The 17096-nt window shown below is 63.0% G+C and carries 16 protein-coding genes; 12 read left to right on the top strand and 4 right to left on the bottom strand.

What is annotated here, in order from left to right:
• Position 1: 1 nt before the first annotated feature.
• Together CRO06_RS12605 and CRO06_RS12600 are read left to right on the top strand one after the other, a co-directional pair.
• Entirely contained in the window at positions 2-1240 is a 1239-nt protein-coding gene (locus CRO06_RS12605) for a branched-chain amino acid ABC transporter permease (RefSeq protein WP_097058567.1), read from the top strand.
• Positions 1241-1272: 32 nt separating this feature from the next.
• Positions 1273-2067, top strand: coding sequence for a 3-hydroxybutyrate dehydrogenase (locus tag CRO06_RS12600; protein ID WP_022994508.1), 795 nt, complete (start codon positions 1273-1275; stop codon positions 2065-2067).
• Between the two features lie 324 nt (positions 2068-2391).
• On the opposite strand, the gene minE is transcribed toward CRO06_RS12600, so the two are convergent.
• The 3 genes from minE to minC all read right to left on the bottom strand — a co-directional run bounded on the left by minE (position 2392) and on the right by minC (position 4267).
• Positions 2392-2652, bottom strand: a complete 261-nt coding sequence (gene minE, locus CRO06_RS12595) for a cell division topological specificity factor MinE (RefSeq protein WP_022994509.1) — start codon at positions 2650-2652, stop codon at positions 2392-2394.
• Positions 2653-2655: 3 nt separating this feature from the next.
• The gene (gene minD, locus CRO06_RS12590; RefSeq protein WP_022994510.1) at positions 2656-3468 is read right to left on the bottom strand and encodes a septum site-determining protein MinD; all 813 of its coding nucleotides are present in this window, start codon (positions 3466-3468) and stop codon (positions 2656-2658) included.
• Positions 3469-3538: 70 nt separating this feature from the next.
• Positions 3539-4267, bottom strand: coding sequence for a septum site-determining protein MinC (gene minC, locus CRO06_RS12585; protein WP_097058566.1), 729 nt, complete (start codon positions 4265-4267; stop codon positions 3539-3541).
• 545 nt (positions 4268-4812) lie between these two features.
• Between minC and CRO06_RS12580 the strand changes: the two genes are divergently transcribed.
• The gene (locus CRO06_RS12580; protein WP_097058565.1) at positions 4813-5157 is read left to right on the top strand and encodes a GFA family protein; all 345 of its coding nucleotides are present in this window, start codon (positions 4813-4815) and stop codon (positions 5155-5157) included.
• Between the two features lie 96 nt (positions 5158-5253).
• On the opposite strand, the gene CRO06_RS12575 is transcribed toward CRO06_RS12580, so the two are convergent.
• Positions 5254-7713, bottom strand: a complete 2460-nt coding sequence (locus tag CRO06_RS12575) for an acyl-CoA dehydrogenase (RefSeq protein ID WP_179746583.1) — start codon at positions 7711-7713, stop codon at positions 5254-5256.
• 259 nt (positions 7714-7972) lie between these two features.
• Between CRO06_RS12575 and CRO06_RS12570 the strand changes: the two genes are divergently transcribed.
• From CRO06_RS12570 to CRO06_RS12530, 9 genes are all read left to right on the top strand, one after another.
• Positions 7973-8842 (top strand): tetratricopeptide repeat protein, encoded by an 870-nt coding sequence (locus tag CRO06_RS12570; protein WP_022994514.1) that lies wholly within the window; start codon positions 7973-7975, stop codon positions 8840-8842.
• A gap of 308 nt (positions 8843-9150) precedes the next feature.
• Positions 9151-10464, top strand: a complete 1314-nt coding sequence (locus CRO06_RS12565) for an ammonium transporter (protein WP_022994515.1) — start codon at positions 9151-9153, stop codon at positions 10462-10464.
• Positions 10465-10672: 208 nt separating this feature from the next.
• The gene (locus tag CRO06_RS12560; RefSeq protein ID WP_022994516.1) at positions 10673-11488 is read left to right on the top strand and encodes a polyphosphate kinase 2 family protein; all 816 of its coding nucleotides are present in this window, start codon (positions 10673-10675) and stop codon (positions 11486-11488) included.
• 137 nt (positions 11489-11625) lie between these two features.
• The gene (locus CRO06_RS12555; protein WP_022994517.1) at positions 11626-12012 is read left to right on the top strand and encodes an SCP2 sterol-binding domain-containing protein; all 387 of its coding nucleotides are present in this window, start codon (positions 11626-11628) and stop codon (positions 12010-12012) included.
• Between the two features lie 344 nt (positions 12013-12356).
• Positions 12357-14276 carry a DNA repair helicase YoaA gene (gene yoaA / locus CRO06_RS12550; RefSeq protein WP_244902824.1) on the top strand — a complete coding sequence of 640 codons (1920 nt, stop codon included), beginning with the start codon at positions 12357-12359 and terminating at the stop codon, positions 14274-14276.
• A gap of 49 nt (positions 14277-14325) precedes the next feature.
• Complete coding sequence (gene tsaB, locus CRO06_RS12545) at positions 14326-15003, top strand: tRNA (adenosine(37)-N6)-threonylcarbamoyltransferase complex dimerization subunit type 1 TsaB (protein ID WP_022994519.1); 678 nt, start codon at positions 14326-14328, stop codon at positions 15001-15003.
• On the top strand, positions 15003-15440 hold the full coding sequence (locus CRO06_RS12540) for an acyl-CoA thioesterase (protein ID WP_014994255.1): 438 nt from the start codon (positions 15003-15005) through the stop codon (positions 15438-15440). Before tsaB ends, CRO06_RS12540 begins: the two co-directional genes overlap by 1 nt.
• Before the next feature lie 5 nt (positions 15441-15445).
• Positions 15446-16261: an undecaprenyl-diphosphate phosphatase gene (locus CRO06_RS12535; protein WP_022994520.1), complete on the top strand. Its 816-nt coding sequence runs from the start codon at positions 15446-15448 to the stop codon at positions 16259-16261.
• Positions 16262-16266: 5 nt separating this feature from the next.
• The gene (locus CRO06_RS12530) at positions 16267-16986 is read left to right on the top strand and encodes a class I SAM-dependent methyltransferase (protein WP_244902826.1); all 720 of its coding nucleotides are present in this window, start codon (positions 16267-16269) and stop codon (positions 16984-16986) included.
• Positions 16987-17096 lie beyond the last annotated feature (110 nt).

Below are 17096 nucleotides of genomic sequence, written 5' to 3'. Positions count from 1 at the left end.
CATGCTGAAGACCTTGCTTTCCGGAGATTATCCGCGCAGTCGTCCGCTCACCGTGGTGCTGCTGTTGATGTTCCTGTGCTTGGCGCTGGGGCCGTTCCTGTTCCCCGGTACCCGGGCATTTTCCACCCTGGGCATGATCTGCGTGTTCGTGATCGTGGTGGCGTCCTACGATTTGATGTTGGGATACACCCACATTGTGTCCTTTGCCCATACCATGTTTTTCGGCATTGGCGCCTATGGCGTGGCGATGACCATGGACGCCATGGGTAAAGGCTTTACTCCGATCTTTATCGGGCTGGGCGCCTCCCTGCTGGTGAGCCTGCTGTTGGCATTGTTATTGGGATTGTTGTCGTTGCGGGTGAAGGCGATTTTCTTCGCGCTGGTGACGCTGGCGGTGGCGTTCGCGTTCCTCAGTCTGGTGACGCAGCTTTATCACATCACCGGCGGTGAGGATGGGCTGCGCGTGCGGGTGCCGCGTGAACTGGGGCCGGCCTTCAAACCTTTTGATGGTGAGCTGCGTGGTTTCAGTATCACTACTTTCCTGACCGGGTTGTTCACCGATCCGGGAAATCTCGGTGAGGTATGGCGGGAATCGGTGTTCAAGGCGCGTATCACTGGCCGCGATCTGATGTATTACATCACTTTCTTTGTCACTGTTGGCGTGTTCCTGTTCCTGCTGCGCTTGGTGAACTCTCCGTTCGGGCGCGTGTTGCAGGCGATTCGGGAGAATGAATTCCGTGCCCAGGCGCTCGGCTACCGGACCGTGTTTTACCGCACCGCGGTGGTGATCATCTCCGCTTTGCTGGCGACGCTGGCTGGTGTGTTGTTCGCGCTGATCAACCGCTATGTGAATCCGGAGAACACACTTAATTTCGAGCTGATGGTGTTCATTCTGCTGATGTGCGTGATCGGTGGCATGGGTACACTTTATGGCTCGGTGGTAGGCGCGGTCTTGTTCCTGTTGGCGCAGAATTATCTGCAGGATGTGCTCAAGTGGCTGGGCGGCGGTCTGGAGCCGGGCTCGCTGCTGGCGGAGCTGGTGGGGCCGGAGCGCTGGTTACTGTGGTTCGGCCTGCTGTTCGTGCTCAGCGTGTACTTTTTCCCCGCCGGCATCGTCGGTCAGTTACGGTTGTGGGCAGGGCGGTCGTCATCGCGGAAACAGGGCAACGGCGATGACGCCATGGCGGCCGGCGAGCAGGAAAGCGGCAACAAGGGCAAGGACGGCCCGGTGGTGTCATGAACCGGGAAGCAGTAGGACAGGAGAGTAGTGGAATGGGAGAGCAAGCGGGACGTCTGCACGGCAAGGTGGCGTTGATCACTGGCGCCGCCCGCGGCATTGGCCGGGGTATTGCCGAGCGCTATGCCCGGGAAGGCGCGCGGGTGGCGGTGGCCGATCTGGATGGCCACAGTGCCGGGGAAACAGCAGCGGCGATTCGGGCCGCCGGTGGCGAGGCCATGGCGGTGACCATGGACGTCACCGACGAAACGGCGGTCGGTGATGGCGTCAGCGCCGTGGTGACGGCCTGGGGCGGTCTGGATGTGGCGTTCGCCAACGCGGGTATTCAGCATATCGACCCGCTGGATCAGCTGTCCTTCGCCAATTGGCGCAAGGTCATGGCGGTGCATCTGGACGGCGCCTTTCTGCTCACCCGGGAAGCGCTGCGGGCCATGTACGCCAGCGGTGGCGGCACCATGCTGTATATGGGGTCGGTGCACTCCCTGGAGGCCTCACCGCTGAAAGCACCTTATGTTGCCGCCAAGCACGCCTTGCTCGGCCTCTGCCGCTCGGTGGCGAAGGAGGGCGCTGCCCACGGTGTGCGCAGTAACATCATCTGCCCCGGTTTCGTGCGCACCCCGCTGGTGGACAAACAGATCCCGGAACAGGCGAAAGAACTCGGCATCTCCGAGGATGAGGTGATCCGCAACGTCATGCTCAAGAACACCGTGGACGGCGAATTCACCACCGTGGAGGATGTGGCGGAACTGGCCCTGCACCTGGCGGCCTTCCCCTCGGCGGCGCTCACCGGCCAGTCCGTGGTGGTCAGCCATGGGTGGCATATGGGATGAGAGAAGCAGTTAATAGTTAACAGTGAATAGGGAATAGTTGCGCGGGATGCGCCGGTTGGAAGCTGAAAACAAAGAGGCCGCGCCCAGATGATGGATGCGGCCTCTTTACTTTCATATTCCTGGAAATAAGGCTCACGCTTTTCCCGCGAGCTATTCACTGTCCACTATTAACTATTCACTGCTTTGACGGGAGCCCGGTTCCATCCGTGGAACCTGGAGATCGATCAGGCCTTCAAGGGGTCACAGAAGGGAATCTGAAGGGGGCTCGCCGAACCGCAAAGATACTGTACAAAAGAACAGTGTGTCAAGGTTCGGCGATAATGATCAATCGTCCTCGCCTTCCGGCAGGGTGATGTTCAGTTCCAGAACCTCGCAGCCGGACTCCCGGTCCACTTGCACATTCACTGCCTCCGGGTCCACCGGGACGTATTTGCGCACCACGGCCAGCAGTTCTTCCTGCAGTTGTGGCAGGTAGTCGGGACCGCCGCGTCCGCTGCGTTCGCGGGCGACGATGATTTGCAGCCGCTCCTTGGCGGTGGAGGCGGTGTTCTGCTTCTTAGGCAGCAAGTAACTGAAGATGCCCATGATTTAGCCTCCGAACAGTCGTCCAAACAATCCTTTCTTGGCGGCGGTGAGGAAGCGGTGGGGGCGTTCCTCGCCAATGAACCGCGCCACGGCATCGGCGTACGCCAGGCCAGCATCGGATTCCAGATCCAGGATCACCGGCGCGCCGGAGTTACTGGCATTGAGCACGGCCTGGGATTCGGGAATCACGCCGAGCAGGTCCACGGCCAGGATTTCCTGCACATCGCCCACCGACAGCATCTCGCCGCGGTCCACCCGTTCCGGAGAGTAGCGGGTCAGCAGCAGCCGGGCGGGAATGTCGCCTTCGCCCTGTTCGGCCTTGCGGGTCTTGCTGGAAAGAATCCCCAGGATGCGGTCGGAGTCACGCACACTGGACACTTCGGGGTTGGTCACCACGATCGCTTCGTCGGCGAAGTAGGCGGCCATCAGCGCACCTTTCTCGATCCCCGCGGGGCTGTCGCAGATTACGTACTCCATCTCCATGTCGCGCAGGCCGTTGAGGACCTTCTCCACGCCTTCCTGGGTCAGAGCATCCTTGTCGCGGGTCTGGGAGGCGGGCAGGATGAACAGGTTTTCCACCCGCTTGTCCTTGATCAGACCCTGCTTGAGATTGGCGTCACCGTTGATCACGTTGACCAGGTCGTAAACCACGCGGCGCTCGCAACCCATGATCAGGTCCAGATTCCGCAGCCCCACATCAAAATCGATTACCGTGGTTTTATGGCCACGCATGGCGAGACCGGTTGCCAGGGCGGCGCTGGTGGTGGTCTTGCCCACTCCTCCCTTGCCGGATGTCACGACCACGATTTTTGTCACGATCTCTTCTCCTCGAAGTCCTTGCAGACGTAGGTGCGAGCCGCTACCGGACACCGGCAACGACAGGTTCTCAACTTTTGCCCATCAGATCGGCGAAGCACATAGCGTCGCCGTCCAGGCTCATTTGCACGGGTTTGCGTCGATAGGCGTCAGGCAGATCCTCGGCGACCCGGTAATGGCCGGCGATGGACACCAGTTCCGCGTCCAGATCCTGACAGAAGATCCGCGCCGCCTCATTGCCCCGCACGCCGGCCAGCGCCCGTCCGCGCAACGTGTTGTATATATGAATATTGCCTTCGGCCAGCAATTCGGCGCCGGTGCTCACCGGAGCCAGCACGATCAGATCGCCACGGGCATAGACCTGTTGTCCGGAACGCACCGGCTGCTCCACCACCAGGGTGTCCTCGGCGGCGGCCGGGGCGGACTTGCTGTTGCCGGTGCGCGCCGGCGGCTCACTGCGGGCCACATCGCGGCCATTGGCCAGATTGATGCTGCCCAGGCCGAGCATGGCGGCCACCTGGTCGTCCAGTTCCGGGTGGCGGGCCAGGGCGACCAGATTGACGCCCAGCCCGCGCAGGGTGTCCACGGCGGTCAGCAGCTCCACCTGGGAGGCTTCTTCCGGATGGGCCACATCCACCACCACCGGTGCGTCCAGCAGCCACTGGGCGGCGTCTTCCAGCCGTTGGGAGATTTGCTGATGCAGACTACGGGAGTCCAGGTCCTTGAGATAGAGGACCGTCGCCATCAGCATGCGGCCCTTGAACTCGAAACTTGCCTTTTCCTCGATGGAAACTGTCATTGACTGGGTCTTTTTACCTGCTTATTGGGTCGAAGGCGGCCGCCGGGAAGCGGCAAAGGCCCCGGTTGACCGGCGAATGAGCCGGCCATTGGGGGCACTCGACATATCCGGCAAAGCGTAGACGAAACCGACAAGCGGCGAAAGACGCGCGACCCACGGTCATTGTTAAATTTGCCAATGTTGGGACCCGCCGATCAAAAAATCGCCGGGAGCGATTTTTGACGTCGCGCTCGCGACGGCCCGGAGGGCGGCGGCCATGGACGGCAAGCCGCAATAAATCGCCGGGAGCGATTTTTGACGTCGCGCCAGCGATGGTCCGAGAGCGGGTGCCTCTGGCCAGGGGAGGAGAGCCGGCGATCAGCGTTCCAGGACGCGGGAGAAGCACGGTCCTGGAACGCTGACCGCCGGCTTTCCACGAACTCCGCGGACTCTCGCTCCGAATCTATCCAGGCTTCGATTGCCCGTGTTTGGGGAGGACGATAGGCTCAAGACTGGAATTCAGCAGCACATATCGTAAATACCACTGCCAGGGTTGTCTTCGAGTCATGAATACGTATCAAGGAAGCTGTCATTGCCAGTCAGTGGTATTCGAGGTCAGGTGCAGCCTCGACATGGCCTATATGTGTGACTGCTCCATCTGCACAAGGAAAGGGGCGAGAATGGTCTACGCAGAGCAAGCCGATTTTAAGCTGTTAAAGGGAGAGCACGGCCTGGGTTGCTATCAGTTCAACACTAAAGTGGCCGAGCATTATTTCTGCAGGACCTGTGGTATCTACACGCATCATAAGCCCCGCGCTTTGCCCGGCAAGTACGGTATAAACGCCGGGTGTTTACAGGGTATTGATCCATTCAATCTGGAGGTCACGAAGGTGAATGGGGCTTCCAGGTAGTCGTTGCCGGCAGTCTGGCCATACAGGATTTATTGTTTTTGTGTCTGATTAGCGAAATGCTGCCGGACGCCGGCCCCCCGGCGCCCGGCCCGCGACTCACACCGGCCGTTCGGTGTGCATTTTCACCTCTTTGAGTTCGAAGTCGAAAGCGTCGGTGAGCAGACAGTCGTAGCGCAGGGCGTCGTACTCGAGCAGCTCGTTCACCTTGTCGCCGGCAATCACGCCCTTGGCCACCGCCACGTGCAGGCGTTCTTCCAGGGTTTCCCCATCCAACTCGCCTTTGCCGTCGGCCTTGAGGAAGGCCAGGTAGGCGGGTTCCACCTCCAGCAGTTTGCGGTAGGTGTTTTCCACCCGGCCGATGGCGTCTTCCGGGTCATCACAGCGGTAGGTGAAGCTGGCCAGGGATTCCCGCACGCTGGTGGGCTCCATGATCTGGTCGCCAACGGTGCGGATCAGATCGTCTCCAGGACGGTGGGCGCCGGCCGGGCGGCCGAGCGGGAAGAACCAGCCTTTCAACAGGCAGCCGATGCCGAACACGCCTAGGTTGCGGTAGAACGCCTCCAAGGCTTCGTGGGCCTGGCTCAGGGCGTGATGCAGGGCATAGGTGGCATGGGCGTCGTTAGCTTCGTCCCGGGGCAGGGTGCCATGGAACTTGAGCACGGCGCAGGCGATCAGCAATTGGCTGTGGGCATCGCCGAGCCGCGCGCTGAGCAGTTCGCGACGTTTGAGGTCGCCGCCCAGCAATGCGAAAGCGGCGTCGGAGGTGCTGGCCAGCACCGCGCTGTAGCGGCTGATCAGACGGTACCAGGGGGTGCTGAAGCTGTCCGCGTTGGCGGGGATGTCCGCCAGGCGGCCGCCGGTCAGGGCATGGGCCAGGCCCCGGCACATATTGCCGATGGTGTGACCGGCGTGCTTGAGGAACAGTGCCTCGAAGGCCTCCAGGCCGCGCTCCTTGTCCTCGTCCTGCAGGGCGTTGAGTTCGTCGTAGAGGAAAGGATGGCAGCGCAGCGCGCCCTGGCCGAAGATCATCAGCGAGCGGGTCAGGATATTGGCGCCTTCCACCGTGATGGCGATGGGGATGGCCTGGTAGGGCAGTGCCATGAAGTTGCGTGGCCCGGCCTGCACCGCGCGGCCGCTGGCGATGTCCATGCCGCGGTTGATCAGGCGGCGCATCATTTCGGTGGAATGGTACTTGGCCATGGCGGTGACCACCGAAATAGTGCCTTCTTCCAGCCCCCGGGTAACCAGATGGCGGTAGGCCTCCAGGGTGTAGGCGAGGCCGGCCACTTCAGCGGAGGCTTCCTGTACCCCCTCGAACTGCCCAACGGCGGTGTTGAACTGGCGGCGGATGCGGCCGAAGGCGCCGGCCGTCTGGTAGCCCATCTCGGCGCTGGCGGTGGCCAGGGCCGGCAGGGAGACGCCGCGCCCGGCGCCCAGGCATTCGATCAGCATGCGCCAGCCTTTGCCGGCCATGTCCGGGCCGCCGATGATGGCGTCCAGGGGCACGAACACGTCGGAGCCGTTGATCGGCCCGTTCATGAACGGCGAGCCGCCGGGGTTATGACGCCGGCCGATTTCCACGCCGGGGGTGTCGGCGGGGAGCAGGGCGCAGGTGATGCCCAGCTCTTCCTCGTCGCCGAGCAGATGATCCGGGTCATACAGTTTGAAGGCGAGCCCCACCACGGTGGCGATGGGCGCCAGGGTGATCCAGCGCTTGGCGAAGCTCAGACGCATGCCCAGCACTTCCTCGCCATCCACCTCCTGGGTGCAGATCACGCCGCGGTCGGGCAGGTTGCTGGCGTCGGACCCCACCTCGGGCCCGGTCAGACCGAAGCAGGGGATTTCCTTGCCGGCGGCCAGATCCGGCAGCCAGCGTTGTTTCTGTTCGTCGGTGCCGTATTTGGCCAGCAGTTCACCCGGGCCGAGGGAGTTGGGCACCATGGCGGTGACGGCGGCGGTCAGTGAACGGGTGGCGATCTTGCTCATCACCCGGCTCTGGGCGTAGGGGCTGAAATCCTTGCCGCCGTACTCCTTGGGGATGATCAGGCCGAAGAAACCCTTGTCCTTGAGGAATTGCCAGACCTCCTCGGGCAGGTCGCGCAGCTCATGGTAAATCTGCCATTCATTGAGCATGCCGCAGAGCTGTTCCACCTCGTTGTCGATGAAGGACTGCTCCTCCTCGCTGAGGGTGGTGAAGCGGGTCTTGGAAAAATCATCCCAGTCCGGCTTGCCGCTGAACAGCTCGGCCTCGAACCAGGTGGCGCCCGCTTCGATGGCTTCGCGCTCGGTATCGCCGATCGGCGGCATTACCTTGCCGAGGCTGTTGAACACCGGCTGGACGATCAGCTTGCGACGCAGTCCCGGGTGGTTGAGCACCACCAGGGCCGCCGCCACCAGAATCAGCAGCAGAGGATTCAACAACCAGCCGGCGAACAGCACACCGCACAACAGGTACGCCACCACGAAAGTGATGGAGCCGACGGTCAGCGACAGTTGTAAATAGAAAACAGTGATCAGAGTGGCGGCCAGAATCAGCAAGGCCAGCAGACTCAACATGGTCATCTCCTTTGCCAGCGTGAATGGCACCGGTGGCATCCGGTGTTGTCCCGTCCGTGTGCGCTCCCCTGCGACGACACTTGGGGACGACTTTAGTCTACCTTTATACCTGTGTTCGTGGGGTCTTTTAACCGTATTTGACGTCGCCGCGGTGACTATCGGATGAATCCCGCGCGGTGGGTGCGGATGTCGTTGACGCGCGGAATTACGTACAATTGCCGCTCTCCCTGGTCCCGACACCCCCGACAGGAGCATTGCGGTGCAAGACAACGCCTCGATCATTGACGTTAACGAACAAAATATTCAGCAGGTGCTGGAAGCCAGTCGGCAGACGCCGGTACTGGTGGATTTCTGGGCGCCCTGGTGCCAGCCCTGCCTGCAAATGGCACCGACCCTGGAAAAACTGGCCGCTGAGTATCAGGGCAAGCTGATCCTGGCCAAGGTCAATGCCGATGAGCAGCAGAACATCGCCGCGCAGTTCGGCGTACGCAGCCTGCCGTCCCTGAAGCTGGTCTATCAGGGCCAGTTGGTGGCGGAGTTGGAGGGGGCCCAGAGCGAAGGGGCTCTCCGCCAATGGCTGGCGCCGGTGCTGGATCCGGAAGCCGCCGAGAAAGAACAGGAAGAAGGGTTTCTCGAGCAGGTCCGCATGGCCATCGAGGCCGGCCACGGCGATCAGGCGGAGCAGGCCCTGCGGCAGACGCTGCAGCAACAGCCGGACAAACACGCTTTCCGTGCGTTGTTGGTGGAATTCCTGCTCGGCGAAGGCCGTCAGGACGAGGCGCAGTCGGTGTTGGCGGAAATCGCCGAGGACGTGGAGGAGTTGCGTCCGTTCCGTGCCCGCTTTGCCCTGCTGGACAAGCTGCCGGCCGGCAACGAGAGCCTGAAGACGCTGGCGGAACGCATCCAAGCCGACGGCAAGCCGGAGGATCTGCATGCCTATGGGCTGCGGGCCGCCGCCGCCGGCCAGTTCCGTGAAGGGCTGGAGGCGCTGCTGACCTTGTTGCGGGATCATCGTGACTATGAGGAAGGGGTTGCCCGGGCAGCTCTGCTGCAGGTGTTCGACTGCCTGCCCAAGGGCGATCCGCTGGCCAGTGAATACCGCCGCAAGATGTTTACCTACCTGTACTGACGCGGCACCCGCCGGTCCTGCCCGCCCGCCGCACCGGTGCCGGGCAGGCAGGGGAGGAGATGTCCATCCCGTCCATCTTTCCGCACTGATTGATAACATCGGAAGTGCACAAAAACAGTGCCAAATGCTCTGCCCTGGCACCGATATTGTGCGCAATAACGGTGCTTATGCCCTGATATGCCCGAATTCCGGGCAATGCCTCCCTGGCCCGATTCTTGAATGCCCTTGTCCGGTGCAATTGGGGCGGGCTGCTTCCCGCTGGTGCAACCGGCCGCCCGGGCGGCCTTCGAGGACCAGGAATTCGATCTATGGGCATATCTCTGATTTCTTCGCGGCGATGGTTGGGATGGCTGGCGGTGTTGCTGCTGCCAGGCGTGGCTTCCGCCGATACCCTGAATCAGGCCGACACCGCCTGGATTCTGACCGCCACTGCTTTGGTGTTGTTCATGACCTTGCCGGGGCTGAGTCTGTTCTATGGCGGCCTGGTGCGGGGCCGGAATGTGCTGTCGGTGCTGATGCAGTGTTTCGCCATCGCCTGTCTGGTGTCGCTGATCTGGCTGGTGGCCGGCTATTCCCTGGCGTTCACTGATGGCGGCGCCGCCAACGCCTGGATTGGTGGCCTGGATCTGGCCTTCTTTGCCGGCATGACCCGTGAGAGCTTGTCCGGATCGCTGCCTTTGAGCCTGCACGCGTTGTTTCAGATGACCTTTGCCATCATCACTCCGGCGCTGATCGTCGGCGCCTTCGCCGAACGTATGCGCTTCGGTGCCATGCTGGCGTTCAGTGGTCTGTGGGTGCTGCTGGTGTACGTGCCGGTGTGCCACTGGGTGTGGGGCGGCGGCTGGCTGGCTGAACTGGGACTGTACGACTTCGCCGGCGGCACCGTGGTGCACATCACCGCCGGGGTGGCGGCGCTGGTGGCGGCCCTGGAACTGGGGCGGCGTAAAGGCTGGCCGGGGCAGGCGATGATGCCGCACAACATGACCATGACGGTGACCGGCGCCGGCATGCTGTGGGTGGGCTGGTTCGGTTTCAATGGCGGTTCCGCCCTGGCCGCCGACGGCAATGCCGCCATGGCCATGCTGGTGACCCACATTTCCGCCGCCGCCGGTTCCCTGGCCTGGGTGACCATGGAGTATCTGAAGTTCGGCAAGCCCTCGGCGCTGGGTATCGCCACCGGCATGGTGGCCGGTCTCGGCACCATCACGCCGGCTTCCGGCTTCGTCGGGCCGGGTGCGGCGCTGGTGATCGGTCTGTGCGCCGGCGTGCTGTGTTTCTACATGGTGCTGGTGGTGAAGCAGAAATGGCGGATCGACGATTCCCTGGATGTGTTCCCGGTGCACGGCGTTGGCGGCATACTCGGCACGCTGCTGGCCGGGGTGTTCGCATCCACGGAGCTGGGCGTGTTCTCCGGCTTCGGTTTCGCCAAGCCGGACTACGGTATGTTGCAGCAGGTGGGGGTGCAGGCATTGGGCGTGGTGGTGACCTTCGTCTACACCGCCGTGGTGACCTGGGGCGTTCTGAAGCTGGTGGGGCTGTTCTCGCCGCTGCGGGTGACGCCGGACGAAGAGACCCAGGGGCTGGATCTGGCGTTGCACGAGGAGCGTGGCTACGACCTGTAAGGCGTCGGACGCTTTGGAACGGCAGGTGGTAAACCATCGCGGAACAACGAGAATGGGCTCCGCTGTCCAGGAGGAGCTCTAAACCGCGATGAGCCGTAAATATGCCTGCCAGGATGGTGTGCCCGGTTTTTCATTACCGGCGTCTGGCGTAACGACAATGCCATGCCGGGACCGTTATGCTCGGGGTATCGCAATGGGAGACCCCGGCATGGAAATCGACCCTTACGGCTGGCCCGCCGCCGGCACCCTGGACGTGCGCAAGCTGCCCACCCTCGCCAGCGAACCGCCACCACCACTGGAAGAGAGCCGGGAACGATTGCATGAGCACCAGCGGCGGCTGTATGCCTGCCAGCGTTATGGGGTGTTGCTGGTGGTGCAGGGACTGGACGCGGCTGGCAAGGACAGCCTGATCCGTACTCTGGCGCGGGCCATGGACCCCGCGGCGTTCCGCGCCTATTCCTTCGGCCGGCCGCTGGGGGATGAACTCAACCATGACTTTCTCTGGCGGGTATGGCCGCGTTTGCCGGCGCGGGGGCAGGTGGTGGCGTTCAATCGCAGTCATTATGAAGCGGTCCTGGCCGAGCGGCTCTGGCCGGTGGTCGAGGTCCCGGAAGAGCCGGACTGGCCCGGCCGCTATCAGGCCATCAACGATTTCGAGCATCATCTGCACCGCGAGGGCACCCGCATCATCAAGGTGTGGCTGAACACCTCGGCGGAGGAGCAACGCAAGCGGCTGCTCAAGCGCCTCAACAAACCACGCAAACGCTGGAAGTTCGAGCCGGCGGACATCGACAACTGGTTGTCCCGCGACCTGTATCTGGAACGGGTCAATGAAACCCTCATCGCCACTCACACCGGACATGCTCCCTGGCATCTGATTGCCAATGATGACAAGGACGACGCCCGTGCCCGGGTGGCGCATTTATTGGCGGAGACACTGGCGTATCTGGCGCCGGATTACCCGCGTGAGAACATCGAGTGCATCGACCGGTATCGGACTTTGCTGGCCGGGCCGGAGGATTGACCTTTTGGCCTTCTTGGACCCGAGTACGGCTATTGCCACCCCCCGAGCCTTTCTATAAGGTACGGGAAAGTTTCGAACGGCCGTTTGAAAAGGAAAGGCGCGTCTCGAAGCCCTATCCCTTGAGCGAGGAGAACATAATGAGCGTTGAATTCCTGTCAGACGAATGGTTCGCGAAAGTGAAGGAAATTCGGGATGCGGCCGGCGATGTGTCCGCTCCGGCGGCTCTGGCCGATCTGGTGATCAATATCACCGTCAACGGCGACGGCGGCGAGAAAGCGCTGTCCCTGGTTGGCGGGATGATCGAGGAAGGGCACCGTGATGAAGCGCCCACCACCCTGATCCTGCCGGCCGATCTGGCCAAGCGCATTTTCATCGAAGGTGACCAGTCCGCGGGCATGCAGGGTTTCATGAGCGGCCAGATCCGTATCGAAGGTGACATGAGCAAGCTGATGGCGCTGCAGTCCGCCCAGCCCACCGACGATCAGAAGCAACTGATGAAGCAGATTCAGGACATCACGGCCTGATCACCATCTTCTCAGCAAAACGCCCGGTGCCTTCGTGGCCCGGGCGTTTTTTTATTGACGCCGGACGTCAGATGCTGGACGCCGGACGCGTTAGAACACCAAGTCTTGAAACGTTGCGGAAGTAAATAGGCGCTTTTAGTGCTTGCAGGGGCGTCGGGGCTGGTTTTCATCTTTTGGCGTCCGGCGTCCGGCGTCCGGCGTCCGGCGTCCGGCGTCCGGCGTCCGGCGTCCGGCGTCCGGCGTCTCCCTTTGGCCTCTCCCGCGATATCCGCTATCCTCTGCCACCCGACCCGATGTTGCCGGTGCCCCCGGCGACCCGTTCCTGACCGGTTCAAGGACACGCCGTGACTCGCGCCAGCGAATTGCTTAATGACGCCGACCATATGGGCCGCCTGCTGGACGGCTATCGCCCCCGCGAGCCCCAGTTGCGCATGGCCGACGCGGTGGACGCGGCGATCCGTTCCCACGGTACTTTGCTGGTGGAGGCGGAAACCGGCACCGGCAAGACCCTGGCTTATTTGCTGCCGGCGCTGCTCGGCGACGGCCCCACGCTGGTTTCCACCGGCACCAAGAGTCTCCAGGATCAGTTGTTCTTCAAGGATCTGCCGGTGGTGCTCAAGGCACTGCCGGTACCGCGCAAAGTGGCCCTGCTGAAGGGGCGCGCCAACTATCTGTGCCCCTATCGCCTGGAACTGCACCAGGAAGAAGCCCGTTTTCTGACCCGGGAAACCGCCGAGCAATTGCAGATCGTCGCCCACTGGGCCGGCCGTACCCGTTCCGGCGATATCGCCGAGTTGAAGCAGTTGCCGGAAGACGCGCCAGTGTGGCCCTGGGTGACCAGCACCGCGGACAACTGCCTGGGCGCGGAGTGCCCGCGTCATTCCGAATGCCCCTTGATGAACGCCCGGCGGGAGGCCCAGGAGGCGGACCTGGTGGTGGTCAACCATCACTTGTTCTTCGCCAATGCGGCGTTACGCGGGGAAGGGGTGAGCGAGCTGCTGCCCAGTGTCAACACGGTGATTTTCGACGAGGCGCACCAGTTGCCCGAGGTGGCGGCGAATTTCTTTGGCGATTCACTGAGTACCCGGCAGCTTCAGGAACTGGGACGGGACAGCCTGTCGGAGGCGTCCAGCAATGCCATCGATGTGGGCGAGCTGAACCGCCGTATCAGCGCGCTGGACAAGGCCTGTCAGGATTTTCGCCTCGGCCTTGGTGAGCAGGAACGCCGCGCGCCCTGGTCCGAGGTGGCGGAACTGGAGGCGGTGCGGGAAGCGGGGCAGGCGCTGCGCGAGGCCACCTCGGAGCTGGAAGCCTTCCTCAAGCCCCACGCCAAGGCCAGCCGGGGATTGGAAGCCTGTGCCCGGCGCGCCTGGGAGCACCTGCGTACTCTGGAGAATCTGTTGGAGGCGCAGGCGCCGAACCGGGTCTATTGGTTCGAGACGTTTCGTCGCACCGCCGTGCTGCACGGCACCCCGTTGTCGGTGGCGGCGCAGCTGCGGGCTCAACGGGAGCAGCACCCCTGTGCCTGGGTGCTGACCTCCGCCACCCTGTCCGTGGCTGGCCGTTTCGAGCATTTACAGAAGCGCCTGGGGCTGGATGAGGCCGAGACGCTGCGTCTGGAAAGTCCGTTCGATTTCAAACGCCAGGCGGTGTTCTACGCACCGGATGGCTTGCCGGCGCCGTCGTCGCCGGGGTATACCGCCGCGCTTTCCGAAGCCATGGTGCCGGTGATTGAAGCGGCCGAGGGGCGGACGTTCTTTCTGTTCACCAGCCATCGGGCGTTGCGCGAAGCCGCCGGTATTCTGCGCCAGCGCCTGAGCTATCCGTTGCTGGTGCAGGGCGAGGCCGGTCGCCGGGAACTGCTGGATGAGTTCCGGCGTCTGGGCAATGCGGTGTTGCTTGGCACCAGCAGTTTCTGGGAAGGCATTGATGTGCGAGGCGATGCGCTGAGCTGTGTCATAATCGACAAGCTGCCGTTCGCGTCGCCGGGTGATCCGGTGGCGGCGGCCCGCATCGAGTACATCAATCGCAACGGCGGTAACGCCTTTCGTGATTACCAACTGCCCCAGGCGGTGCTGGCCCTGCGTCAGGGCGCCGGCCGTCTGATCCGCGATCCGCAGGACACCGGCCTGCTGGTGGTGGCGGATCCGCGCCTGCTCAGTAAGGGCTACGGGCGCATGTTCATCGACAGCTTGCCGGGCATGACCCGCACCCGCAAGCTGGAGGTGGTGAAACGTTTTTTCGATTACATCAGGAATCGCTGACCGTGTTCCGCCGCATCGGCTCAGCCGCCTTCTCGGGAGTAGCCAGCCAATGACCCGTATTGTCGCCATCGAAACCGCCACTGACGCCTGCTCCGTGGCGCTATGGCAGGACGGTGCCGTATTGGAAAAGTTCGAGCCCGGGGCGCGCCGGCAAACCGAACGGGTATTGCCGATGGTGGAGGAACTCCTGGCGGAAGCGGGTATCGAACTCTCCTCGGTGGATGCGCTGGCGTTTGGCCAGGGCCCGGGCTCCTTCACCGGGGTACGCGTCGCCACCTCGGTGGTGCAGGGGCTGGCCTTTTCACTGGACTTGCCGGTGGTCGGGGTCTCCACCCTGGCATCCTGTGCCCTGGCTGCCCATGATCTCCAGCCCCGCTTTCAACAGGTCGTCGCGGTGTTCGACGCCCGCATGGGGGAAGTGTATTTCGGCGCCTATCGTTGTGGCGGTGACAAGGTGGAAGCACTGTGTGATGAAGGGGTGTTCGCGCCGGAACGGATTCCCGTGCTGGATGGCGGCGACTGGCTGCTGGCTGGTTCCGGAACGGTTTATCAGGACGCGCTGCGCGACCGCCTGACTTGGGCCGGGGTGGACGCCGAGGCGATGCCTCGCGCGGCCACCGTGGCCCGTCTGGCGGTGGCGGCGGTACGGGAAGGTCGCACCGTGCCGGCCGAGCAGGCGCAGCCGGTTTATTTGCGCGATCGTGTGGTTCAGATAGGGAGCAAGTAATGATCGAGTGGGATTTGCCGAATGTGCACCATCTGCAAGTGGTGGTGCCGAAGCAGGCCATTGATGTCATGGGCCACGTCAACAACACCGAGTATCTGCGTTTCATGGAGCAGATCGCCTGGCACCACACCCAGGCGCTGGGGCTGGGCTGGGACAAATACCAGCAGCTCAACCGTGGCATGGTGGCGCGTCGTACCGAAGTGGATTATCTGGCGCCGGCGTTCGAAGGGGAGTCACTGCTGGTCGGCACCTGGATCGTGGAGAACGACGAACGCATCAGTATCACCCGCCGTTATCAAATCATCCGTGAATCCGATGGGCTGACGCTACTGCGTGGCCGTACCCGCTGGGTCTGCGTGGCTCTGGATTCGGGCAAACCCCGCCGTATGCCGCCGGAATTTTTGTCCGGTTACCAACTTACCGCCCGGGAAGATTGAGCCGAATGGATGCCTTTCAAGCCGTTATCCTGGCCCTGATCCAGGGCCTTACCGAATTCCTGCCCATCTCCAGCTCCGCTCATTTGATTCTGCCCTCGGCCCTGTTCGGCTGGCCCGACCAGGGCCTGGCTTTCGACGTGGCGGTGCACCTGGGAACCCTGCTGGCGGTGGTGGTGTATTACCGCCGGGATCTGCTGGCGATGACCGGTGGCAGCCTGAAGGGGATCCGCACCAGCACCATGAACAGCGAGTTGCGTCTGACTCTGCTGGTGGGGCTGGCGACGATTCCGGCGGTGGCCGCCGGTTTTCTGGCCAAGGACCTGATTGAAAACGAGTTACGCTCGGCCACGGTGATCGCCGTCACCACGGTACTTTTTGGTGTGCTGTTGTGGCTGGCGGACGTGCTCGGCGCGCGTCGGCGCGGCACCGAAACCATGGGCGTGGGCAGTGCCTTGTTGATTGGTGTGGCGCAGGCGCTGGCCCTGATCCCTGGCACCTCGCGCAGTGGCATTACCATCACCGCGGCGTTGGCGCTGGGCTTTCGCCGTGAAGACGCGGCCCGCTTTTCTTTTCTGATGTCGATACCGGTGATTCTTGGCGCCGGCCTGCTCAAGGCCAAGGATCTGGCGGAAAGCACGGTGCCGGTGGACTGGCTGCACCTGATCCTCGGCGTGGCGGTCAGCGGCGTGGTGGCTTACCTGACCATTGTGTTCTTCCTGCGTTTGCTGGACCGCATCGGCATGCTGCCGTTCATGATTTACCGGCTGCTGCTGGGCGGTGTGCTTTTCTACGTTATTTATTCAGGAACAACGCTGTCTTGATACCAGTGGCCTGTCTCCCCGGCGCCCCGGACCTGCAAGGGGTTCCTCATGTGGAGGATGTGGCCAGTGCCCGGGAGCAAGGCGTTGAACTGGTGCTTGGGCGCGTCGACGACCGCCTGTCCTTGTGGGCGCCGGCACGGAAGGCGGCGCCTCTGTGCGTGGATTTCCTCGGTGGCCGCCAGGGCTATCGTCTGGCGGCGGACCGGGTGCGTCATGAGCGGTTGATCAAGGCACTGGGGAAAGTCGTCGACGCGCCGGCGCGAGTTTGCGATCTCACCGCCGGCCTCGGCCGTGATTCGGCGTTAATGGCCCAGGCCGGCTTTCAGGTGTTGATGGTGGAGCGCCAGCCGATATTGCACGCCTTGCTGGCGGACGGTCTGGCCCGCGCGGTGGGCACGCCGCTGGCGTCCCATCTCACCCTGTTGCCGCTTGCCGACGCACGGGATCTGGCGGCTGTTCTGGAAGGGCCGTTCCACGCGGTGTTTCTCGACCCCATGTTTCCGCCCAGGGACAAAAGCGCGGCGGTGAAGCAGGATCTGCGCTGGTTGCAGCAGCTGTGTCCGTACCCGGATGAGGTCGAGGAGCAGGCGTTGCTGGCCATGGCGCGGAGCCTGGACGCGCGCAAGGTGGTGGTCAAGCGCCCGCGCCGGGCGCCGCCGCTGGCGGCGGTGGCGGCTTCGCACAGTCTCGAGGGAAAGACCGTTCGCTTCGACGTTTACACGTGATGAGCGCTGAAAAGAGATCGAGGTCACCCCTCATTCGCGAGCAAGCTCGCTTCCCACAGCGGTGTTCCGAAGCCTCTGTGGGAAGCGAGCTTGCTCGCGAATGGGGTTGC

This window comes from Alloalcanivorax xenomutans, assembly GCF_900217905.1.
Taxonomy (GTDB): domain Bacteria; phylum Pseudomonadota; class Gammaproteobacteria; order Pseudomonadales; family Alcanivoracaceae; genus Alloalcanivorax; species Alloalcanivorax xenomutans.
This window is presented reverse-complemented; position numbering and strand designations above follow the sequence as displayed.

Coding starts and splice junctions, on each gene's coding strand:
- CRO06_RS12605 (WP_097058567.1), top strand. CDS start 2: ATGCTGAAGACCTTGCTTTCCGGAGATTATCCGCGCAGTCGTCCGCTC.
- CRO06_RS12600 (WP_022994508.1), top strand. CDS start 1,273: ATGGGAGAGCAAGCGGGACGTCTGCACGGCAAGGTGGCGTTGATCACT.
- minE (WP_022994509.1), bottom strand. CDS start 2,652: ATGGGCATCTTCAGTTACTTGCTGCCTAAGAAGCAGAACACCGCCTCC.
- minC (WP_097058566.1), bottom strand. CDS start 4,267: ATGACAGTTTCCATCGAGGAAAAGGCAAGTTTCGAGTTCAAGGGCCGC.
- CRO06_RS12580 (WP_097058565.1), top strand. CDS start 4,813: ATGAATACGTATCAAGGAAGCTGTCATTGCCAGTCAGTGGTATTCGAG.
- CRO06_RS12575 (WP_179746583.1), bottom strand. CDS start 7,713: ATGTTGAGTCTGCTGGCCTTGCTGATTCTGGCCGCCACTCTGATCACT.
- CRO06_RS12565 (WP_022994515.1), top strand. CDS start 9,151: ATGGGCATATCTCTGATTTCTTCGCGGCGATGGTTGGGATGGCTGGCG.
- CRO06_RS12560 (WP_022994516.1), top strand. CDS start 10,673: ATGGAAATCGACCCTTACGGCTGGCCCGCCGCCGGCACCCTGGACGTG.
- CRO06_RS12555 (WP_022994517.1), top strand. CDS start 11,626: ATGAGCGTTGAATTCCTGTCAGACGAATGGTTCGCGAAAGTGAAGGAA.
- tsaB (WP_022994519.1), top strand. CDS start 14,326: ATGACCCGTATTGTCGCCATCGAAACCGCCACTGACGCCTGCTCCGTG.
- CRO06_RS12540 (WP_014994255.1), top strand. CDS start 15,003: ATGATCGAGTGGGATTTGCCGAATGTGCACCATCTGCAAGTGGTGGTG.
- CRO06_RS12535 (WP_022994520.1), top strand. CDS start 15,446: ATGGATGCCTTTCAAGCCGTTATCCTGGCCCTGATCCAGGGCCTTACC.